At 57.5% G+C, this 25,522-nt stretch carries 21 protein-coding genes; 12 read left to right on the forward strand and 9 right to left on the reverse strand.

Annotated features, from left to right (window positions below; genetic code table 11):
• Positions 1-238 precede the first annotated feature (238 nt).
• The 5 genes from ACHWRX_RS10535 to ACHWRX_RS10555 all read right to left on the reverse strand — a co-directional run bounded on the left by ACHWRX_RS10535 (position 239) and on the right by ACHWRX_RS10555 (position 5,212).
• On the reverse strand, positions 239-853 hold the full coding sequence (locus ACHWRX_RS10535) for an FAD/NAD(P)-binding protein (protein WP_394659164.1): 615 nt from the start codon (positions 851-853) through the stop codon (positions 239-241).
• A gap of 186 nt (positions 854-1,039) precedes the next feature.
• Positions 1,040-1,357, reverse strand: a complete 318-nt coding sequence (locus ACHWRX_RS10540; protein ID WP_058737261.1) for a 2Fe-2S iron-sulfur cluster-binding protein — start codon at positions 1,355-1,357, stop codon at positions 1,040-1,042.
• 101 nt (positions 1,358-1,458) lie between these two features.
• Positions 1,459-3,054 (reverse strand): GMC family oxidoreductase, encoded by a 1,596-nt coding sequence (locus tag ACHWRX_RS10545; RefSeq protein WP_394659165.1) that lies wholly within the window; start codon positions 3,052-3,054, stop codon positions 1,459-1,461.
• 378 nt (positions 3,055-3,432) lie between these two features.
• Positions 3,433-4,566, reverse strand: a complete 1,134-nt coding sequence (locus ACHWRX_RS10550; RefSeq protein ID WP_394659166.1) for an LLM class F420-dependent oxidoreductase — start codon at positions 4,564-4,566, stop codon at positions 3,433-3,435.
• On the reverse strand, positions 4,493-5,212 hold the full coding sequence (locus ACHWRX_RS10555; RefSeq protein ID WP_394659167.1) for a helix-turn-helix transcriptional regulator: 720 nt from the start codon (positions 5,210-5,212) through the stop codon (positions 4,493-4,495). The genes ACHWRX_RS10550 and ACHWRX_RS10555 overlap by 74 nt, the downstream gene beginning before the upstream one ends.
• Positions 5,213-5,770: 558 nt before the next feature.
• On the opposite strand from ACHWRX_RS10555, the gene ACHWRX_RS10560 reads away from it, so the two are divergent.
• Positions 5,771-6,931 (forward strand): sulfotransferase family protein, encoded by a 1,161-nt coding sequence (locus tag ACHWRX_RS10560; protein WP_394659168.1) that lies wholly within the window; start codon positions 5,771-5,773, stop codon positions 6,929-6,931.
• A 2-nt stretch (positions 6,932-6,933) separates the two neighbouring features.
• The gene (locus ACHWRX_RS10565; RefSeq protein ID WP_193753307.1) at positions 6,934-7,461 is read left to right on the forward strand and encodes a VOC family protein; all 528 of its coding nucleotides are present in this window, start codon (positions 6,934-6,936) and stop codon (positions 7,459-7,461) included.
• Between the two features lie 68 nt (positions 7,462-7,529).
• Here the strand turns inward: ACHWRX_RS10565 and ACHWRX_RS10570 are convergent, their stop codons facing one another.
• Positions 7,530-8,747 (reverse strand): DUF1214 domain-containing protein, encoded by a 1,218-nt coding sequence (locus tag ACHWRX_RS10570; RefSeq protein WP_394659169.1) that lies wholly within the window; start codon positions 8,745-8,747, stop codon positions 7,530-7,532.
• A gap of 544 nt (positions 8,748-9,291) precedes the next feature.
• On the opposite strand from ACHWRX_RS10570, the gene ACHWRX_RS10575 reads away from it, so the two are divergent.
• Complete coding sequence (locus ACHWRX_RS10575; protein ID WP_394659170.1) at positions 9,292-10,347, forward strand: acyl-CoA dehydrogenase family protein; 1,056 nt, start codon at positions 9,292-9,294, stop codon at positions 10,345-10,347.
• Positions 10,344-11,531 carry an acyl-CoA dehydrogenase family protein gene (locus tag ACHWRX_RS10580; protein ID WP_296077545.1) on the forward strand — a complete coding sequence of 396 codons (1,188 nt, stop codon included), beginning with the start codon at positions 10,344-10,346 and terminating at the stop codon, positions 11,529-11,531. Before ACHWRX_RS10575 ends, ACHWRX_RS10580 begins: the two co-directional genes overlap by 4 nt.
• Before the next feature lie 45 nt (positions 11,532-11,576).
• Here the strand turns inward: ACHWRX_RS10580 and ACHWRX_RS10585 are convergent, their stop codons facing one another.
• A complete protein-coding gene (locus ACHWRX_RS10585; RefSeq protein ID WP_394659171.1) occupies positions 11,577-12,122 on the reverse strand; it encodes a nuclear transport factor 2 family protein in 546 nt (181 codons plus the stop codon).
• Positions 12,123-12,385: 263 nt separating this feature from the next.
• Between ACHWRX_RS10585 and ACHWRX_RS10590 the strand changes: the two genes are divergently transcribed.
• From ACHWRX_RS10590 to ACHWRX_RS10605, 4 genes are all read left to right on the forward strand, one after another.
• Entirely contained in the window at positions 12,386-13,723 is a 1,338-nt protein-coding gene (locus ACHWRX_RS10590; RefSeq protein WP_394659172.1) for an SRPBCC family protein, read from the forward strand.
• 401 nt (positions 13,724-14,124) lie between these two features.
• Positions 14,125-15,396 carry an amidohydrolase family protein gene (locus ACHWRX_RS10595; protein ID WP_221226060.1) on the forward strand — a complete coding sequence of 424 codons (1,272 nt, stop codon included), beginning with the start codon at positions 14,125-14,127 and terminating at the stop codon, positions 15,394-15,396.
• A gap of 434 nt (positions 15,397-15,830) precedes the next feature.
• Entirely contained in the window at positions 15,831-16,748 is a 918-nt protein-coding gene (locus ACHWRX_RS10600; RefSeq protein ID WP_058736590.1) for a crotonase/enoyl-CoA hydratase family protein, read from the forward strand.
• A gap of 48 nt (positions 16,749-16,796) precedes the next feature.
• Complete coding sequence (locus tag ACHWRX_RS10605; protein WP_394659173.1) at positions 16,797-18,050, forward strand: cytochrome P450; 1,254 nt, start codon at positions 16,797-16,799, stop codon at positions 18,048-18,050.
• A 39-nt stretch (positions 18,051-18,089) separates the two neighbouring features.
• On the opposite strand, the gene ACHWRX_RS10610 is transcribed toward ACHWRX_RS10605, so the two are convergent.
• Positions 18,090-18,836: a TetR/AcrR family transcriptional regulator gene (locus tag ACHWRX_RS10610; protein WP_394659174.1), complete on the reverse strand. Its 747-nt coding sequence runs from the start codon at positions 18,834-18,836 to the stop codon at positions 18,090-18,092.
• 107 nt (positions 18,837-18,943) lie between these two features.
• Positions 18,944-19,831, reverse strand: a complete 888-nt coding sequence (locus ACHWRX_RS10615) for an SDR family NAD(P)-dependent oxidoreductase (protein ID WP_058736593.1) — start codon at positions 19,829-19,831, stop codon at positions 18,944-18,946.
• 308 nt (positions 19,832-20,139) lie between these two features.
• Between ACHWRX_RS10615 and ACHWRX_RS10620 the strand changes: the two genes are divergently transcribed.
• The 4 genes from ACHWRX_RS10620 to ACHWRX_RS10635 all read left to right on the forward strand — a co-directional run bounded on the left by ACHWRX_RS10620 (position 20,140) and on the right by ACHWRX_RS10635 (position 24,943).
• Complete coding sequence (locus ACHWRX_RS10620) at positions 20,140-21,159, forward strand: hypothetical protein (protein ID WP_394659175.1); 1,020 nt, start codon at positions 20,140-20,142, stop codon at positions 21,157-21,159.
• Between the two features lie 201 nt (positions 21,160-21,360).
• Positions 21,361-22,932, forward strand: a complete 1,572-nt coding sequence (locus ACHWRX_RS10625) for an AMP-binding protein (protein WP_394659176.1) — start codon at positions 21,361-21,363, stop codon at positions 22,930-22,932.
• A gap of 70 nt (positions 22,933-23,002) precedes the next feature.
• Positions 23,003-23,902 carry an acyl-CoA thioesterase gene (locus ACHWRX_RS10630; protein ID WP_394659177.1) on the forward strand — a complete coding sequence of 300 codons (900 nt, stop codon included), beginning with the start codon at positions 23,003-23,005 and terminating at the stop codon, positions 23,900-23,902.
• Between the two features lie 141 nt (positions 23,903-24,043).
• On the forward strand, positions 24,044-24,943 hold the full coding sequence (locus tag ACHWRX_RS10635) for an IclR family transcriptional regulator (protein ID WP_183616942.1): 900 nt from the start codon (positions 24,044-24,046) through the stop codon (positions 24,941-24,943).
• Positions 24,944-25,522: the final 579 nt, after the last annotated feature.

Raw genomic sequence — 25,522 nt, forward strand, 5'->3', positions numbered from 1 at the left:
ATTCAGCAGGTCGGGAGCGGAAAATGGTAGCTGGTAGGTGGCGCGGGGGCCGTAAATCGATATCGGGCAGGCGTTGAAATTTCGCCGGAAGAAGTGAAGCCCGCCGTTAGCCGAACGGGTCGTCTCCGTTGGAAGTAATGCGGGTGTTCCAATCGGGTGCCGTGTGTTTTCGAAGGACCTTCACGTATCTATCTAAATTGTGGCAGTTTAATCGCAGAACAACTCCTTCGGCAATGCTTCAACCCTCGTCAGTATCGAAGTCAGATACCGCAAGAAGTTTGGCAATATTAATTTTAACTGACATGGCGTGGTTCGTTACATCAGGAAGTCCCATCAATTCGCCGAACGTCCCACGCGCCAGCGGACCGGCGATAAAGGCACTGGGGTTGGGCCCCAGAATGCCAATCACCCGGCTGGTTTCATTTATTGCGATCCCGAGGCCGGTGGGGTCCGGCAAGAGAAAACCTGATTTGTGAAGTTGTGAGAGGAAAGGTTGCGAACTTAGAATGCTGCCGTGGCCGGGCCCCGTAGTCGTGATGACGGCATCGAACGTCTGCACGTCCCGGCGGTTCCGGTCCGAGCGGTCTCGTAGGGTGATGGCGAACTGACCTGATTGCATCGCGGCATCGTGGATGGACGCGGCTTGTATCATCAGCGTTCCTTTTGCAATGCGGCGATCGAGGATGGCACCAATCTGTGGCGCGATCCGAAAGCGGTGCGTATCCCAGAAGGGCCGTAAGTGCCGGATCAATCGCCGCTTTTCGACCAGCGGCAGGGCTCTCCAGATATCTAGGCCCTGTGTGCGCAATCGGTCGAACAATACTTGCCACTGTCCGCCCGCCTCTACTGTCAAGCGTATACGGCGCAGTAGGTCGAGGGCTGGGGGTGAGGGCGAGGTAGCAAAATCTCCAAACGGATCAACTCAGATCAAGCTTGGGCAAACCAAGTCCTCGGCGCATCGGCTTCGCCCGGGCTTGGCCGAGCTAGCCTCTCCACTGAAACGCGAACCTCGGCATAGGCCGAGGTCCGCGCGCATGGGTCAATCCTCTGGGGCAATCTCGACGCGAAGACCATCGAGCGAGTCATTGAACTCGATCTGGCAAGACAAACGCGAACGCTCTGTCCGGTTCTCAGAGCTATCAAGCAGGTCGTTTTCGTCTTCTGAAATCTTCGGTAGGCGATCGACAAAGCTGTCATCCACATAGACATGGCAAGTCGCGCACGAGAGGCAGCCGCCGCACAGAGCCAACAACTCATCGACGCCGTTATCGCGGATGATTTCCATCACGCTACGGCCACCGGCATCTTCTACTTCTTGTTCAGTACCCTCACGCGTAACAATCGTCAGCTTTGCCATTCCCAGTTCCCTTCTCCATGCAACGCCGTGTGCGAGCAAGTTTGTGCGCGCTTTATAACGTCAGGTTCACTTGCGCTACCAAGTTTTGCTCTCGCCGTGCCCTACTTGCGTTCGGCTAGGATCAAATCGGCGGCGCGGGCTGCCATGCCCATCGTGGGCGCATTGGTGTTGCCGGCGATCATCTCGGGGAAGACCGACAGATCGACCACGCGCAGACCTTCGATGCCACGGACACGCAGATTGCCGTCCAGCGGCGCGGAGTTGTCGCGGCCCATCTTGACGGTTGCGGTACCGTGATAGCCGGCCTGGCCGCGCTCATGGTAGAGTGCCAGGATTTCCTCATCGCTTTCCTTACCTGCGGTGGGGGCCACCTCGCCTGACGTGAAGGCCGCGATGGCGGGCTGCTTCATAAGGTTGCGGATGAAACGCGTCGAGTTGATCGCGGCGCGGCGGTCCTCTTCTTCGCCCAGATAGTTCGGATTGATTACCAAAGGAGCTGCCGGATCGGCCGACCCGATGAAAACGGTGCCTTCGCTGCTGGGGCGCAGCTTGAAGGCGTAGAGGCTCATCCCCGGTTCCTTCTCAAACGCCAAGCCGCTGTTGGGATCCAGCGAATAGGGCTGGAACATGATCTGAGTATCAGGCCGCTGCGCCTCTGGCAGGACGCGTACGAACGCGGCTGCCTCTGTAGAGCCGTAGGACATCGGACCTTTGCCGAATAGAACGTGGCTTATCACGTTCTTGAGGAGGGCGAGGCCGCCGTAAGCGGCGTTCTGACTGTGCCTGGGATTACGTAAACGAAAATTGTGGTTGATCAGCAGATGCTCACGGAAGTGTCGCCCTACCGAGGGGCTTTCCAGCACAACCGGCACACCGGCAGCTGACAGAACCTGAGGATCGCCGATGCCCGAAAGCTGGAGGATACGGGGGGAGCCGATCGCGCCAGCAGACAGGATCACCTCGCCGCGCGCTGCGTATGTGACGGGCTGCCCATCGCGCATACCTTCCACGCCGACGACACGGTGATTGCGGATGATCAGGCGGTCCGTTCTCACGCCACTGGCGATCGTCAGGTTGGGCCGACCTTCCGCACGCTTGAGAAAAGCACGCGCGGAACTGACGCGGCGGCCGCGTCGATCAATATTCCATTGCATCAAACCGATGCCTTCCTGCGCCCGAATGGAGTGCTCTTCCTTCACCGGCAGGCCCAGTTGCGCACCCGCCTCGATCCAAGCGTGCGTCAGCGGCGACGGGGCTGGATGGTTCGAAATCTCGATCGGGCCGCCTACGCCGCGCGTGTCGCTTTCGCCCATGCGATGATTTTCCAATCCGCGCAGGTAGGGCAGCATCTCGCTCCATGACCACTGGGGGCCAGCCAGTTCGGCCAGGCGATCGTAATCCTCCGCCGTACCCCGGTTCCAGACCATGCCGTTGATACCGCTCGAGCCACCCAGCATCTTGCCGCGAACCCATGTCTCGGGTCCCGCGCCGCGCTTGTTTGTCGTCGGGATGAAGTGGGCGGTGGCAGGGTCGGACGTGGTTTTGCCAAAGCCCTTGGGCATCTCGGTAATCCAATGGTCACCGCGCCCGCCTTCCTCAATGAGGAGCACGTGGTTGCGCGGATCAGCTGAAAGGCGTTCGGCCAGAACGCAACCGGCCGATCCGGCGCCTACGATGATATAGTCAAATTCGGCCATCGCCTGGATCCTGCAAGTTAATCGGAGTGACTCGTGAAGCCAGAGTGACTCGGAACGAAGGGGTTATTCTTGGGTGAAGGTAGGATCGCGCTTTTCGAGGAAGGAGGCGCGTTTTTCAACATCATCTTTGGCGGCTTTGGCTGGGGAGACAGCACGAAGCTCGAATTCCATCGCTTTCTCCACCTGCCTGGCATGAGCACCGCCGTGAGGATCAGACCGATACGCCCGTACGGGACGACCTGACGTGAGCCGACCGGCCGCTGTGAAGCGCCCACTACTTAAGTTTCGTCCGTTTGGCTAATGCGGTTTGATCGGTCAGGCAAAAGGGCGAAGAAATCTGTAATCTGATGATCGCTATGGTGGCACGCGGAGAGCCCATCAATCGCGTCCTATCCTGCCCATCAGTTCGACGACCTCGTCGGTCGCGTCCAGGAAACACATGCTGGTGACGCCTGAATCGCGCCATGCCTGCCACCGTTCCTTGATCCGAGCTGGCGGGCCGAGCAAGCCCTCGTCGTCGATATACTCATCCGGAACCGCCGCGGCGGCCTCATCCTTGCGGCCCGCGAGGAAGAGTTCCTGGACGCGTTCCGCCGCCGCGCCGAAGCCACGCTCGATCATCGCGTCTTTGTGAAAGTTCATGCTTTTAGACCCCATGCCCCCGGCATAAAGCGCCACCATTGGCTTGAGCGCATCTAATGCGGCCTTCACATCATCGACGATCTGGACGCTGAGAGAGGTGCGGATCTCAAAATCCTGTAGCGCCTTGCCATCGCTACGCCGCGCCAGTCCTTCTTCGATGATGGCTTTGTAGCGGGTCTTGAAGCTATCGGGGGCCAAATGCATCGCCATCCAGCCGTCGGCGATTTCCGCGGTCATCCGGATGTTCAAGGGCGTCGCGGTGCCCAGCATAACGGGAATATCAGGGTTGCCGTGCAGGATGCTCTTAAGCGGCTTGCCTTGGCCAGAGGAGCCGGGGCCGGTGTAAGGCAGCGAAATTTCCTTGCCTGAATGACTGACGGGGCCTTCGCGTTTCCATATCTGCTTCATGATCGCCACGTAATCGCGCATCCGGGTATTCGGCTTGCCCCAGGGTTGTCCGTACCATCCCTCGACGATCTGCGGGCCTGACATACCAAGGCCCACGATCATCCGGCCTTCACCGCACATGGCATCGATGGTCTGGGCGGCCATGGCCATATTCGCTGGCGTGCGCGCCGCCAGTTGCGCGATTCCGGTACCCAGCCGGATACGGTCGGTCAGGGCGCCGATATAAGCCAGCGGCGTCATGGCATCGGAACTGTACGTCTCTGCCGTCCAGACCGAATCAAAACCCAGCGCCTCGGCGCGCCGAATACGCTCGATCGGCACGTCCATCTTCGCGCCTGCGTATCCGATACCAATACCCAGCTTCATTCTTGGCCTCTCCTGCTGCTTTTCATGCCATGGCGGCAACGCTGGTGAGCAACAGGCGTACCAGATCGGCTTGCCCGCGGGTACCTGTCTTGCCATAGATGCGCTTGGTATATTCGCGAGCGGATTGCTCCGTCAGGCCAAGTTGTACGGCAGCCTCCCTGATGGTTTGTCCGCGGCTTAGGGCGATCGCCAGCCCCGCTTCTTTGAAGGTAAGGCCAAACAGATCAGCCAGCTGTTCACTTTGATCGCTGCTTTCTGCAACTTCGCCGTGAATATACGCTACGATCACCGGCTCCATGGTGTCTAGCAAAGCATCGCCGCGCGAACGCATCAGCAACATATCGAGCCATGGCTGGCTGGACAATCGGAAGGCGCGCGCCCGACCGTTTGGCTTCGTCGCCAGCGCGGCAAGCGCGCTTCGCATTTCGCGATCGGCAACGGGGTCGGACAGGACCAGCCTGTCAACGGGTGGTCGGCGGAAGGCGCTACTGGCGTTCAACACGCCGTCGGCCATCGCGTCTTTATCGAGGATACGACCCTGTGCATTCATTTTCAGCCAGCACAGATTGAGTCGGCGGACCGCTTCCTGTGATGCCAAAGTATGACTGCGCTGCCGATCAAGAGCCGCGAAGTTCTGCAGAGATATTCCCACATGGGGAAGCAAGGCGTCTAGCAGGCGCAGAACGGTTTGCGATATATCCTCGCACGCCCAGCTGACAGATAGCCAGGCCATTCCGCCCATGCCATCTCCCACGCATGCCAATCGCGTAGACTTCAAGCCATGGCGGGTTTGCACAAGGTCGCGAAAGGCACGGTGTGATCGACGCCCGTAGTCCAGATACTGGCACACGTCAAAAAAGCGCCCCGTGGGCATGCGCTGGTGGCCGGGCGGGGCAAAGACGGGATGGATACCGCCGGTATGCAGGTCAGACGCATTGGGAACCTCCGGCGCGATCGAAAGGGTGCGGACGCCAGGACCATCCAGATGATCCATCCGATAGCTGAGCGATGCGGTCTGGGCGCCGGTATACTGCCGCAGCTGCCCGACGAAATCACGCCATGGTGGGTCTTGAAGCGGCCCGGCATGAAGCCCTTCCAGGAGCAGCCATTCCCGGCTTTCGAAACGGTCAAGGGGATCGTGCCGTGTTGCCATATGGGAACTGTAAATTCGGCTGAGACCTGCTGCAAGCGCGATCTTGCTGCTTCATGATTCCATACGGAACAGAAGCATGTACGAAGACGGCGATCGCGTCATGCCGGGGCAGCGTCATGCCGCATCATTGGAGAGGAAAAATCGTATATGGCAACTATCGTTGACCGTGAGCCTGCAATCGAAGATTTCGCCGTTACTCAAGACGCGCTGGACACATTGGAGCGTCTGAAGAGCCGCGCGATGCAGCGCACCGGCTTGACGGACTTCGGCTCGACGGACTTCGAAAAGCCTCTCGGCCTGCTTTTGGATGAAGCCATTCGCGTCCCCCGACGTCTGGATTGGGAAAGCGAGATCGAGACCAGTCTCATGGGGCGGCTCGTCTTGGTCGACGAATGGAAGCGAAATCCGGGCTATAAGGATCGCACGATAGTCGCGCCGCTGGTGATTTGCGGCATACCACGCACTGGCACGACGGCGTTGCACAAGGTATTGTCAGTCGATCCCCAGTTCCAGGGTTTAAATCTCTGGCTGGCATCCTGGCCTAAACCGCGCCCACCTCAAGACCGTTGGGTTGACGAGCCGGGCTATCAGCACGCCGTCGCGTTACTCGAAAAGCGCAATGCCGATACGCCGGGGTTGCGCGCCGTGCACGAGATGCTCGTGGACGAAGTGGAAGAGTGCCTCGAGATCCTTCGGTACGACTTCGTAACAAACCGCTTCCCGTCGATCACCCTGATGCCGCGCTACGATCGGTGGATGCAGGCTCAAGACCAGACGCCTTCCTACCGGAACCTGGCCGATGCTTTGAAGCTGATCGGATTGCACGATGATCGGCGGTGGCTGCTCAAAAACCCTGGGCACTTTGGAAATCTCGACGCTTTGTTCGCAGTGTTCCCGGACGCCCGTGTGGTCATCACCCATCGCGATCCGGTGAAATCCATTGGTTCAGTTTGCAGCGTATTACAGAATCCTCAGCAATTCATGGATCCAAATGTCGATCTTCACAAGGTTGGCGCTCGGGAAGTACAGTTCTGGGGAGACGCGAAAGCGAAAACAGATGCGATCCGTGAGACCGAGCGGGGTGCGCAAATCCTCGACGTTCAGCACAAGGATTTTCATGCGGATCCTATCGGCATCGTACGTGCGATCTATGATCATGCGGGGCTGGTGCTGAATCCTGATGTCGAACAGGATATGCGGACCTGGCTGGCTCAGAACCCGTCGGACAAGCACGGGCAGCACACCTACAAGCTTTCGGACTATGGCCTCACCGAAGAGGGTATCCGAGCTGTATTTGGAGAAGGATGATCATGTCGGATACGTTTACCGCGCCAAAGAAAACTTTGGTGGAACGCCCCGCGACTTTCCCCACGGCGGCCGGCTCGCAAGGTTTTGAAACGTTTCAGCACGCCTACGTGGTGCGAGACCTAGATGCCGGCATCGAGACCTTTGCGAAATACGGCGTGAAAAATTTCACGCGGTTGCCACTTCCTCCGATGGAAGGCGGCGCGGTGATGAAAATCGCGCTTGCTTGGACTGCGGGCCAGATGATCGAACTGATCGAGGCTCGTGGCCCTGGCATGGAGTTGCACGGCACGTGGCTGCGGGAGGGCGAGGATATTCGGTTCCATCACTTCGGTTACTTCATCGAGGACGATGACCAGTGGAATGCGCTTCACGCCCTTCTGGAGCAGGAAGGCCGTCAGGTCGTTATGGGGGGAGACACTGGGGTGGTGCGTTTCGCCTATGTCGAGGCTCCAGAACTAGGCCACTATCTTGAATACGTCTACCCTAGCGCCGAAGGTAAGGCCTTGTTCGAAAGCGTATCCGCAAACTAGTTTTCGCCGCGATGTTTATGTCTGCCTAAAGGGGCGAGCCTACAAGCCCGCCCCTTCTGCGCGTCACCTTACCATTTGCGCCGTAACTGAGACCCGATCAACCGCTCACGCATCGCGGCTGCCCGGTCTTCAGCCGAGATGCGGGGCGAACGATCTCCCAGATAGGCTTCCAACTCGGACTGCTTCATTACCTTGATATCGGGCACAGGGTGGGAGTCCGCCTTGTACCAGCGGCCGATCAGCATCCCGTAGGGATGATCCCCGGTGTCAAGCCAGTTCGCATAACCCGGATCTTTGGCGCAAAGTACGGCCCGGAACTTGCCATCGGTATCGACCTTTGCCGTGGCCCCATTGAGGCTGCTTTGCCGGTAGAGAATATCGACCTGATTCCAAAGCCCATCGATCACCTGGACATTCCAGTATTTGACGTTCTGCGGCAAATCGGTTTCCAGCACCAAGACATCGTCGGGATTCTTGCTGAGATCAAAAACCATTTCAAAATAGGTCTGCGGCCAGCTGTCTCCATTACCCAGATCTTGGAAGTTATGAAGGTGAGCCTTGTTGATGAAGCCTTCATCATGCGGGCGGCGCATGCTGAGCAATGCCGTGGTCGTAAGCCGGCGCGGATAGTGCATGACTTGAGTTAGTTTGGCGCTGACTTCTTCTGGTGACATGCGCGGGCGAGGCGGCATCGGATCCAACCGCTCAACGGCAACGCGCATGTCGACATCGCGGCCCCAATTGTAATGGAACTGTCGCAGCATCAGAAAATCTACCTCGGGATTGAGATACAGCCAATTGCCAGTCCACCCCTCCGGTTTATGCTCGCTGAAGATGACCTCAAACTTGCCATCGGCATCGATGTCGAGACTATCGACGTCATAATTGTCGAAGCCCTGGCCCCATTCGTCCTGCAACCCGAAAATTTTCTTGCCCGTGGCGAAACCGGCGACAACGCAATTTCCGCGCTCGCCTGTGATCTTGTACGTGCCGGCTCCATCCAAAAAGCACGCGTGATAAATTCCGTCGGGATTTGGCTGCGCAAGAAAAGCGGAGTTTTCAAAGGGAATGAACTCGGGATAGCGCGGGTCCATCATGAAGGTCAGAAAATAGGCCTGAGACAAGCCCATGGCAAATTGCCGATACATATCCGCGCGCAACTGTTCGTCCACCGGAGCGGTTGTCTGGTCAATCAGAGGCTCTGCCTGCTTCAGCAATTCGACGTATTCAGACCATTTCTGCATTAGACTCTCCTGGAAAGACGACAGTGCGGCGGCCACGATCACAGAGCGTCGCCCTAGCCCGTTGCCGTGAGTAGATCGAACTCCACTGTAATGGTCGCTCGTGGGCGTTGCCGTCGGCTATTCGCACCGATCGAAGCTAAGCAGGGTCAGCGTCATTGGCAACAGCTTTATACCGGTTTGGGGACGACACGTTGGAGGAGAGTGGTCGAACGCAAAAGCACCGATTTCGGCTGCTTTGCGTGTTCTGGCACCTCACTTTTCGATTTGACCGACGTTTTCCAGGGTAAGCCTGGATATTGACGGGTTCTTATCTATTTCAAACAGATTTACGAGAGCAAAATGCAAGCGCGTATCGTCAACGGAATCACTCATGGGATCGCAAAGCGCTAGTTCGCTTGTATCGTGCTAACGGTAAGGACCCGCCTTTCGCGGGTAGGGATCGGGCAGGGACATCGTCAGTTATCCCGATACTGATGCCTTCCGGGGGGAGGTGAATTGCCCCAGTTTCAACTTGTCGAAACCGACAGGCCATGGCCATGGCCTGAGCATTGATATTCTTCTCCATACGAATGGATGATGGGAGCCGATGATGGATCTTGAGCTTGCAGAGGTGCGCGAAAGCATCGCTATCGTTCTGGAAGAGCAATGCACAAGCCTGGCCATCCACGCCTATGTCGATGGACACAATCGTCTAAATGCTGAGTTGCAAGGCCAGGCGGCGGAGCTGGGTTGGCTTGCCATTGCGCTTCCGGAGGAACAGGGCGGTATCGGTCTGGGCGCGGCCGGGATGGCGATCCTGCATCTCGAGCTGGGGCGGGTCTGCGCTCCGGGTGCGTTTCTTGCGACCAGTGTTGCGCTCGAAATTCTGGCGCGGAGCCCCGTCGCGGACGATGAGGGCGTCGCCAAGCTGATCGCGGATGTTATCGGCGGCACGGCAACTCTGGCTGTCGAGGCACGGGTCGGAGCGAGCCTGGCCGGTGGGTCGACCTGGTTGTTGGGAGAAGCCAGTGCCGCTGCGGCGTTGATCGCCGGCGAAGGGGAGGACCTTGTACTCGTCGGCATCGCCGACGACGCGATTGAGCAGGTTTCGATCTGGGACGAGACGCGATCGATGATTTCGACCGACCTTTCGGCAGCAGCGCCAATTATTACTCTAGTGGGAATGCGGCCGCTGTTCGAGGGCTTGTTCGCGCTTGCGCTGGCCGCCGACAGCGCCGGCGCGGCGCGTGGTGTCTTGGATCGCACGGTTGCCTATATGAAGGAGCGTGAGCAGTTTGGCCGCGCGATTGCTGCCTTCCAAGCCTTGAAGCACCGAGCTGCCGACCACGCGGTCCATGCGATCATCTGTGAACATCTTGTCTGGCAAGCGGTCGAGAATCTTGAAGGAAACGGGCCGGAATCGCGACTATGGCCGCTTATGGCCAAGGCGAATGTTACCGAAAAGGCGTCCAAAATATCCACCGACTGCGTCCAGCTGCATGGAGGTGTCGGATATACCCGGGAGTATGACCCGCATCTCTTCCTGAAGCGCATCCGATTGAATGAAGCGATGTTGGCCGCGAATACGGCGCTGCGCGACCGTGCCGATGTGGCGCTTGCGGAGGCCATGCGGAATGGCGCAGATGTTTTGGAGGTTGCATGATGATCATTGAACAGAAGAACGATGCCTCCGTATTTCGTTCCGCCATCCGCGACTGGATCAACGAGGCTCTCCCGAACGACTGGGACGCCCTTGCTGAACGCGGCACTGAGGATGATCATGTTGAGTTTCAGCGGTGGTGGTTTGGTGAGCGAGCCAAACAAGGCCTTGCCGTACCGCATTGGCCGGTGGAGTTCGGCGGCGTTGGCCTGGGCTTGGCGGAGCAGATGATCGTTGCTGACGAGATGGCACGGGCCCAGGCCCCTATGCTGGACGTCCATACTGTCACCTTGAACCATTTGCCGGGAACGCTAATTCCCTGCGGAAACAAGGAACAGCAGCAAAAATACTTGCCGCCCGCCTCTCGCGGGACGGTATGGTGTCAGGGCTTCTCCGAGCCAGGTGCCGGCTCTGATCTTGCGTCACTGCGTTGCCGGGCCGTGCGTGATGGCGATCACTACGTTATTAATGGGCAGAAGATCTGGTCGTCGATGTCGCGCTATGCCGAGCATTGCATACTTCTGGTGCGTACCAGCACGGAGGGGACCAAGCACGCCGGCATTTCCTTCCTGATCATGGACATGGACACACCAGGCCTTGAAGTTCGTCCGATCAAGCAAATCGACGGGCAAGCCGAATTCTCCGAATTGTTCCTGACGGACGTACGTATTCCTGTGGCGAACCGCGTGGGCGAGGAGAATGACGGATGGCGCGTTGCGCAGGCGACACTTTCTTCCGAGCGGGGCCTGCTAGCGTTCGAGGCTGGCGAGCGCAGCCGCCACACCATGGAGGCTTTTTACCGCAGTGCGCTTGACGCGAAGGCGTCCTGGCTTGAGGACGACGAGTTGCGCCGTGAGTTCCTCACTCTGCTGACGGATATGCAGGCCAGTCGCCGTTTTATCCGCAAGCTGCTGAAAGATCACGAGGAAGGCGCACCACCGGCAGTGACGGCGATTGCGTCCTCGCAAATCAAGCTATTCCAAACCACGCTGTTTCAACGCATCGGCGATTTGATTGTGCGGATCGAGGGGGTCGAGGGGCATTTTCGCCGGGGCTTCACGCCGCGCCGCCGTTTAACGGGGATGACCGATTTCATCAATTCGTTCGGCTGGACGATATCGGGCGGCACCAACGAGATCATGCGCAATCTCATTGCCGAGCGCGGTCTGGGAATGCCACGCGGTTAATTCGGCGCAGGCACCGTCCTCCACGGTGCCTGCGCACGGAATTCTTCAGATAGACGCCCTTGAAAGTCGCGTCGTGTCTACTACGAGTGGCCGCATGTAAGCCGGATCGTTGCGGTCGCGTGACGTTTGTACAAACGCCAGGTCGCCAGCTTGCCCTTCTGGATCGAGTTCCGTCCCCAAGCCGTTGATCACGCATATTCGAGCAGCAATTCCCCACCGGCCATCGCGCCGCTCGAAACGATCAATATAACGGCCTGAGGTGGTGGCCTGATGCGGGGCTTCCCGGTTCACCGCATAGAAGGTAAAGTAAGTCTCGGTATGAGCTTGATCGCCATTCAGCTCACACAAGTGGTTCGAAACGCTGTGCAACGTTCTTAATTGATGGCGGGTGTGGTAATCAAATGCCCAATCGATGAAGCCCTCGACATCGCCCACATACTCGCCGTGATCATCCAGCGCATCGGGATGGTAGGCAGATCGCACTGCCTCCCGATCGAAACGATCGACACCGCGGCAGTAGCGGTGAATGCAATCGAGGATATCCTGGCGATCCTTCAGCTCTCGGACGGCTTTTTCCATATCTTCGCCCATGCTATCCTCTCCAATCAGTCGGACATTCCTGCGTCACGGAATAATCTATGGAGCGAAAAGGCGCATAGCCGTGGCGTACAGGCATCGGCATTATCCAGCATGTGATTAGCGGTTCGATTCTGGTCCTTGTCTCACGAGTGGCTATGGCGCTGGACAAGGTATGCAACGATATCTGCTAAGCCTATCAAGCAAAGACATTATATGGAGCGACCAATCGTATCGCGCATGCGAGGGCGCTCTGAGAGTGAAGGACTGGACCAGATATGGCTACCCAATTGAAACAGTCGGGGCCGCTGCCGCGCGTGGCGCCGGAAAATTATCTCTCCCGCGAATTCGCGCGCGCTGAAAACGAGCACCTTTGGGGCAAGGTCTGGTTGATCGCCGGTCGCGAGGAAGAGTTGAAGAACGTCGGCGATTTCTTGACGTTCAATGTGGCTACGGAATCGATCGTAGTCGCACGCGGCAAGGAGGGCTACGTCGCCTATCACAATGTCTGCCCTCACCGGGGCCGCCGCTTGGCTGACGGTTGCGGCCGGGCCAGTCAGTTTCGATGCAAGTATCATGGCTGGACCTTCAATCTGGAAGGCAAGAACGTTCAGGTCCAGGATCGTGATGATTGGGACGGCGCACTGGACGATGAGCGGCTGGACTTGTGGCCGGTGCGCGTCGACACCTGGGGTGGGTTTGTCTGGATCAACATGGATATGGAAGGCGAAAGCCTGGCCGAATATCTGGAAGCGATCCCGGAATTCTTGGATCCATTCGAACTGCACGAGATGCGTTTCCGGTGGAAGGCAGAGTTGCATTTGCCCGTGAATTGGAAGGTGGCCCTGGAAGCTTTCATGGAAGGCTATCACGTCGCGGCCACGCATCCGCAGTTGCTGACGGTTGCGGGTAACGATTACACGCAAAGCTTCGCGCAGGGTAAGCACGCCCACTTTGGGTATTGGAAGGACGTGCAGCCTCTTGGCACGTCATCTCCGCGCCTGGCATCAAACGATCAGACCGATGCACGTGCCGGCGTCGTCGAGTTCTTTCGACAGATCGAAGAAGATCTGAATGCAATCCAGACCGATCGTGACTTCGAAGCCGCCAAGAAGATCATGGATATCCTGCCCGAGGGTACGGATGCGATGACCGCCATGGTGACGGCGATGGAACTGGGTCGCGAGGCAGCGCTGGTGGATGGTACGCAGTATCCCGAAAAACTCACGTTCGAGGCGATGGCCAAGGCGGGGAGCGATTGGCATATCTTCCCGAACTGCGTCACTCTGCCGTATTACGATGGCGCGATCTGGTATCGTGCGCGGCCCGACAGCAGCGATCCGGAAAATCCCGACAAGTGCCTGTTCGAAGTTTGGTCGCTGAAGCGCTACGGTCCGGGCAAGGAGCCTGAAGTCCAGACTCGCGTCATTAAAGATCCGGTGAATGAAAGCCTTTGCCTCATTCTGGACCAAGACATCGCTAACATGGCACAGGTGCAGGCAGGTATGAAGTCCAGCAAGTTCAAGTACGCTCGGCCCAACCCGGTGCAGGAGGTGGAGTTAATCAATTTCCACCGGACGCTGGAACGCTATGTACTGGGGCAATCTCGAGGCTGAATGGATTTCAGGCAAATTTGAAAGGGAGGGGTCGCATTTATGCGGCCCTTTTTTGTTCGTGAAGAAGGGCTATCGGAGCTCACCTTTGAGCACTGCTATCAAGCACGTGATCCTATCTAGCATTTGAGACTTCCTTCCTTCCGGGCGCTTCGCGGCAGTCACGATCTAACACTCCGGTTGATTCTCTTTTCCAAAAATAATTGCGGTATAACAACGCACTGCGTCGATGCAGTTCGGGTCTGAGCAGGGCTATCCTGGCAGGCGAGCTAGCCCAAAGGGGAACCGTGCGATCGTTCGGTTTTGTTTGCTGCGCAAGCCTGAGTGCGGTATGTCAGGGACAGAGCCGGTGTTTCAATAAGCACCGGACGGGACACTTTGCAGATAACAATAAGGAGTTTATCGTGGCCGGCACTAATGCAGCGCTGAAGTCAGTCGATAACACCGCGCCGAAGTATGACGGCCCGATTTTCGACGGCGACACTCATATTCAAGAAAAGGATTATTCCTTTTTTGAGAAGTACCTTCCGAAACAGTTCCACAAGGACTGGATGCCAGCTCGCAAGCACGGTCCCGATGGTACGTTTGGTCTTTTCATCGGCGATCGCCGAGTCGAAAACGCTGATATTGATCCTGAAGGCAAAATCCCGCCGCCTGGCAAACTGAAGGAGTGGCTGCGCGCGATCTCGACCGGCGAGTCCGTTGGTGAGGCTTTCACTCCGACCGCTGACATGAGCGAGCGCAACGCACGTATCGCCAAGCTCGACGAGTTCGGCGTAGAGTCCTGCATCATGTTCGTTGGTGAATTCGTGGCGTCTTTCGGCGTCCTGGGAATGATGGTGGAAGAGCTTGGGCCCGAAGGCGCCAATGCTCTGTTTCATGCCTGGAACCAGTATCTGGTGGACGAGTGGCAGCTGAATGCCGATGACCGCATTTATTCCACGCCGATCCTGGCGCTGTGGGACCTTGACTGGGCAGTGAAGGAAGCCAAGTGGCTAGTCGAACAAGGTGTGCGCGTTGTCGTCATGCCGATGGGGCCGTCTGACGGCAAGGCGCCGGCCGATCCGTACTTCGATCCGCTGTGGAATATTTTGAACGACGCTGGCGTGGTGGTGACCTTCCACGTTTCTGAAGCGAACTTCATGCATCCGCTGATCAAGGAGTGGGGCGAAAAGCCGCTGCAGTCACGTCGTGAGGGCCAGTCGGCCTGGCAGTGGATGTTCTGCTACAGCGAAATCCCTGTCATGATGACAATGGCATCATTTGTGTACTGGAATTTCTTCGGTCGCTTCCCCAACATCAAGATGGCAAGCGTCGAGAACGGAGCGGAATGGCTTCCCCGTTTCCTTTACAAGATGGACAAGATGCGTGGTATGGCGCGTAATGGCTGGTGGCCGATGGGCCAGCTGACCGAGCGTCCGTCGACCATTTTCAAGCGCAATTGTTTTGTCGTGGCTTACCCGGAAGATGACATTCAGGGAATCGTGGAACAGCTCGGCGGCGATGCCCGCTGCATTCTGATGGGCTCGGATTACCCGCACGCCGAGGGCGTTCCTACCCCGCGTGATTTCGTGGCCGAAGGCTGCAATGGCCTTACTGATGAGCAAATCGAGCAGATCATGTATTCGAATGGTCGTCGTTTGCTCCCTAAGGGCCGAACGGGCGTGATCGCTTGATCGAACCCTTGCAATAGTAAAGAGGGAAGGACGCGCCCTAGTGTTTCCCTCCCTCTTTATTCCAATTGGTTGACCGCAATTCTCTCTATAGTGGCATTCGTGCCGGCTTTATAAAGAATGCCCGCGGGCCGCACTTTGCGATCAGGGGCATTTGGCAGGCACAATGCGCCTCTGTCTATCATAACTGTGATGGGCATCGTCCGAAGCAGGCATGGCGTAGCTCATTGGGTGGGCCTGTATTACTGTAACGCAGTAATTCGGTGGAACTATGGCGATCGCTTCTTGATCGTCGTTATCGTTCGAGCTGAGGAGGGGTCTCTGTCGATGCGATGCCCATAGGTGTCGGCCGCGGGCGGCGGTCGATTATCGATCGTTGTGACAACCAAAACTTCAATTAATCGCGTTTCCACTTTTAGAGTTGTTTGGAGAGAAAAGTGCAGGATTATTCCGGAAAGTGGTTACGTAAGCCGCAATTTCTGCTGTTTGAAGTAGTAGGTGCAGTAGCACGTATCACCCTCAATCGCCCGGAAAAACGCAATGCGCTTTCCTTTCAATTGCTGGCGGAATTGCGTGATGCCCTCTTGGAAGCCGATGATCGCGAAGACGTGCACGCTATCCTGCTGCAAGGTGCAGGCAAGGATTTTTGTTCCGGGTACGATCTGACAGCTGCGTACGACCAATGGGAAGCCGAAGCAGGCGACGAGACAGAAGGAAATCGCGTCACGTATCGTCCTTCGGGCGGTAGCATCGATAACGACACGTGGGCCATGGAACGCAACCAATCGATCCCTGACCTGATCTTCATGCTGCACAAGCCCGTGATTGCGAAGATCCACGGCAACTGCCTTGCTGGCGGTACCGATCTTGCTTTCCGATGCGACATGGTCGTGGCTGCCGAGGACGCACGTATCGGTTTTCCGGCAACGCGAGCCAACGGTTCGCCGCCGTCCCACATGTGGACTTACCACGTGGGCCCGCAGTGGGCGAAGCGTCTGCTGCTGACCGGCGATATCATCCAGGGTCGCGAAGCTGCTAAGATCGGCCTGGTCCTTGATGCCGTGCCGGCTGACGAGATCGACGAGTTCGCGATCAATCTGGCTGAACGCGTGGCCCTTGTCGATCCGGACCTCGCGGCAACTCAGAAGCGTATCGTCAATCTGGCGATGGAGCAGATGGGCATGCTGAACATTCAGCGTATGGCGATCGAAATGGACGCGCGCGCGCACCTGGGCACGGGCCCTCGCCGGATGCAGTTCAAGGCTGACATGCGCGATGGTGGTTTGAAGCAGGCACTCGCCAACCGTGATGGCCCGTTCGGTGACAGCACCATCAAGCTGCGGGTCGACCGCTAGGCCCGCCACAGCTTTTTGAGCGCTATGGCGAAGGTTTGGAGATTTTGAATGACTGCCCTGCCGAAGCTACGAGATTTAGAGGATGCCTCGTTCAATCCGTTCATGGAAGAACGGCTCCTGTTCGGAGATCACGACGATCCTTATCCGAAGATAGCCGAGCTTCGGCAGCAGGGTTCAGTCGTTCCCGGCGATTATCGCGAATACATGGGACTGTACCCTGACCTAACGATGCCGTCCGACGCGCCGCATTATATGCTGCTGAGCTACGAAGCGTGCAATAAGGCGTTGATGACGCCGGCGGTTTTTTCAAATGCTGCTTATGTGTTCAATCTGGGCGCCAGCTTTGGGCGTTCCGTGTCTACTATGGATGCCCCCGAGCATACGCGTTACCGACGCATTTTTCAGAAGGTCTTTCTCCCCCAATTCGTGCGCGAGTGGGGCGGCTCCGTCGTAGATCCGGTAGTGACCGATCTGATGGAGGCGTTCATTCATGAGGGCAAAGCCGACCTCGTGAGCCAATTCACGCTGCTGTACCCGTTTGGCGTGATCTACAAGCAGCTGGCGCTGCCAACGGAAGAGGGGCGTGTTTTCCATAAGCTGGCCGTCGCGCAAACGATGATCATGGCGGTTCGCGAGATCGGTGAGGAAGCATCGGCAAAATTGGGTGAGTATTTCCCGAAGCTGATAGACCAGCGTAGGGCTGAACCTGGCGATGACCTTGTCAGTCTCTTGGTACAGGCCGAGGTGGACGGGGAGTATCTGCCGGAGGACGTGCTAGTCTCATTTTTCCGCCAACTTATCAATGCTGCCGGAGACACAACCTACCGCGGTACAAGCGTATTGCTGACTAAGTTGCTTCAACATCCTGACCAACTGGAGCTGCTACGCAATGATCGCAGTCTCCTCCCCAACGCGATCGAAGAGGCGCTTCGGTTCGATGGTCCGGTGCTTGCGCAGTCGCGGTGGGCGACTGTCGATACCGAGATTGATGGGGTGAAAATTCCGGCAGGCGCGATCATTGATGTTATCGCGGGTGCGGCCAATCGCGATCCGGCAAAGTTTTCCGACCCTGATCGTTTTGACATTCGACGGCAGAATGCGAATCGCCATCTCTCGTTCGCCAGCGGCCCGCATATCTGTATCGGGCAGCATCTTGCGCGGGTGGAAATGACGCGGGCCATAAATGCCATTCTCGACAAGTTGCCAAATTTGCGTCTCGACCCAGCATGTCCCCCGCCCCAGCTTAAAGGGGCGATGATGCGTGTGCCGCATCGCCTGGACGTTGTGTTCGACCCTTCCTAAGATCCTATTCGTTGTGTAAAGGCCCCCGCGCGGGGGCCTTTACACGCCCGTAGACTTGTTTTCGGGTACAACGCCGCGGATCAATGTTTCCACCCAGCGATCCATGATGTCATTGCTGGCAAGATCCACGCCACTCAAATACATCTCACTGATGCCGCGCAACGTTCCGATCATGATAAAGCGGCCATGTCTTGGTGTCAGCGCCGGATGCAATTCGCCGCGTGCTTCGGCCAATACGAACATCTCATCCATCGTAATACGGAAGCGGGCGGTGAGATCGCGAATACGGTTTTTGGCCGGGTCACTTAAATGATCTCGATCGCGAATTGACACAATGACGTAATCGGCATGGTGGATCAAATCGTCGCGCTGACAGGCGAAAAAATGACGAATTTGCTCGTCCAACGTCGTCTTGCGGCGCGCTTCCTCCAAATAATCCAAGGATCGCTGCATACCAAGAAGACAAATCTCGGCCAGCGCATCTTCCTTGGAGGCGATATGAAAATAGAGACTGGCGACCTTGATCCCTAAGGCTTCGGCAATAGCGCGAGTGCTGGCACCTTGATAGCCGAGGCGGGCGAAGATAGCGGCGGCAGTATCGATCGCCTGCTTGCGTCGGGCGGTGTGCTTGCCCGTTAATTCTCGCCTTGAGACATAAGGTGGGAGTTCATCGACTGGTGAAATCGCCGATTTTTTTTCGCTGCCGATGGAATTTGAAACGAGGCCCATGCCACCAAGGATACGCGATCCTGGATCAAAGTGCCATGCCTGCCGGTCGATAAGCACACAGACGGCGCGAGTTTAGGCCAGTAGCAAGGGTGTGATGATAAACTTTCGGCGATTGCGAAAGCCGATGGCTACCTGTCAAGGTCGGGCAGCCATCGGTGTTTCTGTTAAACAGTCGCGCCTGGGAAAAGCTTCTTGATCGATTCGCCAACCGGAGCGGGGCAATAGCCGCCGCCCGGCCAGTTGATGAAGCCAAATGCGGCCGAAGTGCCACCATCAACGTGGATGTTGATGCCGGTGATGGAGCGAGAAAGGTCGGATGCGAGAAAGACGACAGTGTCCGCCAAGTCCTCAGGGCTAGCGGCTGCGCCCCGTGGAATATACATCGCCATCGATGCTTCGATATCCTCGATCGGCGCGTCTTCCATTGACTTCAGAAGATCAGGCTTGAGAGCCGACATGTTGCCGCGGCTTGGCGTGGTATCGGGTGTGACTTCGTTGATGCGGATATTGCGGGTACCGAATTCGACAGCCAGAGCGCGGCGAAGATTGGCGTTTGCTGCCTTAGCACCAGCATAGACCGAAAAACCTGCGGCGCCGCGATAAGCTTCGATCGTTGTGAAGTTGATGATGCTGCCACCGCGCGACGCACGCTCAATCAGGGGGACCGCGAGACGGATCGACTGAATCACGTAACCGAAGTTGCGGCGAATATCCTCGGCATCCTCCGCATCCGTGCCCTGCAGGAAATCGCGCTGCTTCACGCCGCCCGCCACGTTCACCACGATATCGAGGCGATCAAATTCCTGACCGACCATTTCGTAAAATTTGCGGACGTCGTCGACTGATAGCACATCGCCTACCATTGTCACACAACGGCGGCCCAGAGCTTCCACGTGTGCCTTGGTTTCGGCCATTCCCGCCACGTCCTTGTCAAAGATCGCGATGTCCACGCCCGTTTGCGCCAAACCCAAGGAAGCAGCGGCGCCGATACCAAATCCACCACCCAGCAGAACGGCGACTTTGCCTTTTAGATTGGCTTTCTCATCCAGCATTTTGGTTTTCCTGTCCCATTACTCGGCTAAAGTTACTTGCCGTTAGCATATCTGGGCCCCGCGCCAGCAGGCAATCTCTTTGGGAATGCCGAGTCTATCAGTCACCTAATAGGGCGCCGGGGGGCGTTAGAAAATTTGGCAGCGGATCAAGGGCACGGCGGGGTGACGGTAATTTAGCAGTTGCGCCGGCCTATCATACACTGTTTATCAGCGTCCGAAATTGGATAGCCCGAGAGGGAGAAGCGCCTGCGTTTGCTGACGTTCACTCCTGCAGTAGGTGGACTATATTCCAGGAAAGGACGCCGGCGATGACCATGAAGCAATTGCCTGAAGCGGTGATCAAAGTTCTCGAAGGCAGTTTTGTTTCTGAATTTGCCACTGTCAGTGGCGCTGGCGTGCCGATCGACACGCCTACGCTGTGCTTCGCAACGGATGATCTGAGTGCGGTGGGCGTGGCGACGGGCCTGTCCTATCCCGCGAAGGCAGAGCGCGCCCGGCGCAATGCAAAGGTCGGCCTACTGATCGAGGGCCAGCCCGGCGAGCCGGTGGTCTCAATTAGAGGGATCGCCGCCGTGCGCGATAGCGATCTTCAGGCCAACGCCATTCGCTACCTGTCGGAAACCGGTTGGGAGATGGTCGGCGCGCAAGCTGGTGTGGGCTGGGACAAGGCGCGTGAGGCCGTTTGGTATTTCAGCCGTATCATCATCGACATTGCACCTGAGCGCGTCCTGTGGTGGGACAATGCAGATGCGATGGATCAACCGCCACACGTGTGGAATGGCTCGATCTCGCCAGACTTCAGGTCCGATCCGGCGCCGGCGGGTAAAGGCAGCCCCGCACCCAAGTGGCCGCAAAGGACGTGGCAAGAAATTGCGGCGGATGCCATCGCCCGTTCCTCCCCCGGGCACCTGACTTTGCTGGACGCGGATGGTTGGCCCTTGCCGATCCGGGCGACCTCAGTCGAGCGTGTGGACGAAGGCTTTCGTCTGGTTGTGCCGAAGGGGGCGCCTTGGGCCGCTCGTTCGGGCACTGCGACATTAACCTTTCAAGGCGTGGAGACCTTCGTGGGCGAAGCGGTGGACGAAGGTGAAACCATTCTGCTGAACGTTGAGCGCGCGCTTCCGCAAAATCCACTGACGGTCGATCCCGCGCAAGTCCTGAACCCCGCGGAGGATACCCGAGCCAAGCTGTTTTCGCGACTGGAGGAAGAGACGCAGCGCCGAGGACAGCCGATCCCGGTGTTGCCGCAGCAACCGCCGGCCCGCACGCGACTGGCGCAAGCCCGCTTCGATAGGCAGATGGCTTTCGAACTCGCAAAAGGGGAGTAGCGGTAAGACTGCTACATTCTGCGATGGTCGACGCCGGCGGGTTTTTGGATAGAAGCCTGATATCAGAAGTGAGATTGAATGATGGCGCTGTGGAAACAAGCAGGAGGGCGATACCTGTTTCGCTGGATTGATCAGTAGCTTGCGAGCAGAGACCTTTTCTTGCAGTCGACCACTCTATCACGACAATGCGATGGTAATGATATGACCGATACATCCCTCTACCACCGCTTCCAGCAGTCCGTAGCTATACATGCTGATCGCATCGCCATAACCGAAGGTGATGCGAATATCTCATATCGCGACTTGGAGGCGGCGAGCCGGGAGGTTGGCGCGGCGCTGATGGGCATGGGTATCCAGCACGGCGATCGTATCGCTATATGGGGTGTAAATAGTACGAATTGGGTGATCGCCGCGCTCGGTATTCAGGCCGCCGGTGGTGTTCTCATCCCGGTTGGTACGCGTTTACGAGGGCGAGAGGCGGGAGACATCCTGACCGACGCCAAGGTGCGCTTAGTCTTTTGCGATGCGTCGTTTGGCGATTTCAGCTATATCGACGCGCTCTTGCAGCACGCCCCCGCATCGGTAGAGAAACTCGTTGTCCTGGATGCCTTGGCTAGCGCGGCGAATAGCAAGGTCATGTCGATCTCTGACCTGCGGAATTCGGCCGACCGGGTAGACGATGCCGCCTTGAACGCGCGCATCGCCCAGGGATGTGGCGACGATCTTGTTGACATCATCTTCACGTCAGGGACGACCGGACGCCCCAAGGGCGTGCTGATGACCCACCGCAAAAGCATGATCGCGTGCGATATCCAGCGTGAGGAGATCAACCGCTTCACTCCGGATGACGTCTTCGCGGTGACGTTTCCCTTTGCGCATAATGCCGGCTACAGGGCCGGCTGGCAGGTCTCCTTGCTCTACGGAGTCAGGATCATACCGGTCCGAACCTTCGATGCGGGCGAGTTGCTACGTCTGATTGAAAAAGAAGGCGTGACCATGCTGCCGACGGCGCCCCCGATCGCGCGTGCTTTGATTGATCATCCTGACCGCGAAAGGACCGATCTTTCCAGCTTGCGGATCATGTCGACCGGCGGCACCGTAGTGCCGGTTCGGCTAATCAAGGACATGCGTCAATTACTGGGTGAGGGCACGATCGTTCAAACCGGTTACGGATTGACCGAGGCGGCTGGGTCAGTTTGCAACACGTTTGACAATGACCCACCGGAAGTCATTGCGCAGACCGTGGGCCATGCGCTCAGCAATTTGGAACTGCGTATCGTAGGTCCGGATGGCGTAGAACTCCCGCAAGGTGAGATCGGCGAAGTCGCCGTTCGGGGTCCGCAGATCACGCCGGGCTATCTGGACAATCCAGAAGCCACCGCCGCAGCATTCACCTCAGATGGTTTTCTGTTGACTGGCGATGCGGGCCGTCTGGATGAAGATGGCAACTTGCGCCTTACAGACCGTATAAAGGACATGTACCTTGTTGGTGGTTTCAATTGCTATCCGGCGGAGATCGAGCGCGTCATGGCGACGATGCCGGGGATTGCAAACGTTGCCGTGGTCGGTGTGGATGACGATCGGCTTGGCCACGTAGGTCGTGCGTTTGTTGTTCCGGAGAATGGAGTGCAACTCACCGAACAGGGGGTGATCGCCTGGTGCCGAGAGGAAATGGCGAATTACAAAGTGCCGCGTTCGATCCGCTTCCTAGACGCTCTTCCCCTCAACGCCACCGGCAAGATCGCCAAGATCGAACTGCGCGCTTTGGCCTGACATCGATGCTGCCGGACATGCCGTTCGTGGCGGTTCGATTGGTGCCGTGATTTTAAGAAGGGAACGAGCCGTGGGGCAAGATGGTGCGATCGCTCCCCAAGAAATCGCCGGGGAAGGCGACGCAACGCAGCTGGTAAAACTTACCTCTACGTCGAAGGATTGTTTTACCAATCTCTATGGCGAGAGTTTCAGGAACAATCACCTTTTCGGCGGCCAGGTCGTGGCCCAGGCCCTGGCAGCCGCGGCGGCGACGGTTGAGGGGCGTCCCTGCCACTCGATGCATGCCTATTTCCTGCGTGCCGGTTCCGCATCCGCCAGCGTGAGTTTTGAGGTGGATAGAACCCGTGACGGGGGGCGCTTTTCAACCCGGCGAGTCGTCGCGCTGCAAAACGACGTCCCGATCTTGCATCTAGAATGCTCGTTCCATCTCGGCGAGAGGGGCCTCGAACACCAAGTGCCATCCTCGGTCCCGGTACCAGAGCCGGAGACGATACCGGATATCACTGCACTTGATCCGGACAAAGATCAGGCCGCCTTATGGGGGATAATCCAGAATGTGCAGACGTTCCCGTTGCTGGATATTCGCATTGTCGATCAAGAGTTGCTTCTGCAGCCCAACCCGGATGCGAACCGGCGCTTGTGGATCAGGGTGCCGAGTGCCGTAAACAGTGATGATCCGGCAGTGCATCAACAGTTGGTGGCCTACATATCGGACTTCATGCTCGCGGGTGTGGCACTACTTCCTCATCCGGTGAAATATCGCTGGCCTCGAACCTTCATGGCCAGTCTCGACCACGCAATCTGGTTTCATCGTCCATGCCGGGTGGACGACTGGCTGCTTTATGATTGTGATAGCCCCTCGACGGGTGACGGAAGAGGCATCGTCCGGGGGCAGATCAAAGATCGCACCGGGCGCCTGATAGCCACTGTCATGCAGGAGGCGCTGCTGCGGCCAGACTTAACGCTCTAAGGTACGATTTTATAACGTGATTTTAACACGGCAGGCCGTTCGGTTTGCCGGATAACCACCTGTACCTTAAGGCTGAAAGTGTGCCCTTGTTATGAACCGAACATCTGTTAGAGTGGTCGAAACTTCGTTGGAGAGGAATCGATGGAACTCGTCAGACTTGGCCGTGCCTTGGGGGAGGGCTGGATCGCGGGTCACGAACAAGATGATACCGACCGTTGCGTGAAATCGGCCGGTCGTGTGTTGCGCATATTGGAACTGTTCGACGTCTTGAAGCGGGAAGCCCCGGTTTCTGTGGTGTCCGAACTGTTGGGCCTTCCGCAATCGAGCACTTCGGTTCTGCTGCGTACTCTCGTCGAGATGGGGTACCTGGTGTACAATAATCCCACTCGTTCATTTGCGCCCACCACGCGCCTGTCTTTGCTCGGAAGCTGGGTGAATGGCCCGATGGTCAGCGATGGGCCGCTGATCCGGCTTATGCACCGGTTAAACGTTCGGACCGGGCAGGCGATCGTTCTGGCGGCTCGCAACCAGACATTCTCTGAGTATATTCACGTCGTCCAGGCTACATCCCCTGTACGGCTTTATGTCGTTCAGGGATCTCGCCGGCCATTGGCTTGCTCTGCGACCGGAGCCACCTTGATCTCTGATCTTCCGGTGAGCGAAATCAAGCGGATCGGTATTCGCTACAACGCTGAGCCGCAAGAAGTTGACATCAAGGTCTCTGTCACCACGCTTCTGGAGCGTGTCCAGGCGGTTCGCACTAATGGGTACGCGTTCCACCACAATACCGTAACACCCGGCGCCGGAACGATCGCAATGTGCCTGCCCGAACCGATGACGGCACATGAGCGTCTGTCAATTGGGATCGCAGGACCATCGGACATTCTGTTGCGGAGCAAGGATGAGTTCGTGGCGGCCATGCGCGAGGAAATCGCCAGTCACCTTGTTGATTCCGACGGGGAACCTCAGCGCTGCGATGCAATCGATCGATTTTCATCCTCTTCCCCGGTCAGGCTGGCAGCCGTCAATCACGGCGGTTGACGGCACTAAAATGCCTTAAAATCAACTCGCAAAGCGTAGTCGCGCGCGGATCGGTGAGGCGGCCTATCCGCGCATTACAAGTGGAAATGTCTACGATATACCGCTGACAAATCCGGAGATCGGTCTTGGCCTCGCCCGTCCTTCGCTCGCTCGCCTGTGCTGAATGAAGCGGCCGGGGCCGACGGTTTCCCGGCCCGCGATCATATGCGGCCATTGTGGAGCTGAGTGATGGCCTAGGGAGCATGACTGGTCGGGCGATACACACTTGCGTTGGCTATAACGGCATTCTTTCTGCCCTACCGCCAAGCCACGCCGCTTGATTTCATGGTCTGCTAGGTGCGAAGAGTAATTACCTTTTCACCACGACAGTCCCTATGCGGGCTATGAAATTGACAAGAATCACGCTCGTATCTTCGCGCGAGAGGGGACTTAGGTGGCCACTTTCCTGCGGGATGCGATGATCAGTGGGCTCGTCGCATTCGTCGCTGACGTCAGATAGCCGTAACCTATCACATTTTGGATGCGCTTAGATGGATCATTACCCAGCGGCGCGGCATAAAGTGCCTGAATGACGAGCCA

This window comes from uncultured Novosphingobium sp., assembly GCF_964277725.1.
GTDB classification, from domain to species: domain Bacteria; phylum Pseudomonadota; class Alphaproteobacteria; order Sphingomonadales; family Sphingomonadaceae; genus Novosphingobium; species Novosphingobium fluoreni.

Excerpts from the sequence above, each read along its gene's own strand:
- ACHWRX_RS10540 (WP_058737261.1), bottom strand. The coding sequence starts at position 1,357 with ATGGCAAAGCTGACGATTGTTACGCGTGAGGGTACTGAACAAGAAGTA.
- ACHWRX_RS10545 (WP_394659165.1), bottom strand. The coding sequence starts at position 3,054 with ATGGCCGAATTTGACTATATCATCGTAGGCGCCGGATCGGCCGGTTGC.
- ACHWRX_RS10550 (WP_394659166.1), bottom strand. The coding sequence starts at position 4,566 with ATGGCAAGACAGGTACCCGCGGGCAAGCCGATCTGGTACGCCTGTTGC.
- ACHWRX_RS10555 (WP_394659167.1), bottom strand. The coding sequence starts at position 5,212 with ATGGGCGGAATGGCCTGGCTATCTGTCAGCTGGGCGTGCGAGGATATA.
- ACHWRX_RS10560 (WP_394659168.1), top strand. The coding sequence starts at position 5,771 with ATGGCAACTATCGTTGACCGTGAGCCTGCAATCGAAGATTTCGCCGTT.
- ACHWRX_RS10565 (WP_193753307.1), top strand. The coding sequence starts at position 6,934 with ATGTCGGATACGTTTACCGCGCCAAAGAAAACTTTGGTGGAACGCCCC.
- ACHWRX_RS10575 (WP_394659170.1), top strand. The coding sequence starts at position 9,292 with ATGATGGATCTTGAGCTTGCAGAGGTGCGCGAAAGCATCGCTATCGTT.
- ACHWRX_RS10580 (WP_296077545.1), top strand. The coding sequence starts at position 10,344 with ATGATGATCATTGAACAGAAGAACGATGCCTCCGTATTTCGTTCCGCC.
- ACHWRX_RS10585 (WP_394659171.1), bottom strand. The coding sequence starts at position 12,122 with ATGGGCGAAGATATGGAAAAAGCCGTCCGAGAGCTGAAGGATCGCCAG.
- ACHWRX_RS10590 (WP_394659172.1), top strand. The coding sequence starts at position 12,386 with ATGGCTACCCAATTGAAACAGTCGGGGCCGCTGCCGCGCGTGGCGCCG.
- ACHWRX_RS10605 (WP_394659173.1), top strand. The coding sequence starts at position 16,797 with ATGACTGCCCTGCCGAAGCTACGAGATTTAGAGGATGCCTCGTTCAAT.
- ACHWRX_RS10615 (WP_058736593.1), bottom strand. The coding sequence starts at position 19,831 with ATGCTGGATGAGAAAGCCAATCTAAAAGGCAAAGTCGCCGTTCTGCTG.
- ACHWRX_RS10620 (WP_394659175.1), top strand. The coding sequence starts at position 20,140 with ATGACCATGAAGCAATTGCCTGAAGCGGTGATCAAAGTTCTCGAAGGC.
- ACHWRX_RS10625 (WP_394659176.1), top strand. The coding sequence starts at position 21,361 with ATGACCGATACATCCCTCTACCACCGCTTCCAGCAGTCCGTAGCTATA.
- ACHWRX_RS10635 (WP_183616942.1), top strand. The coding sequence starts at position 24,044 with ATGGAACTCGTCAGACTTGGCCGTGCCTTGGGGGAGGGCTGGATCGCG.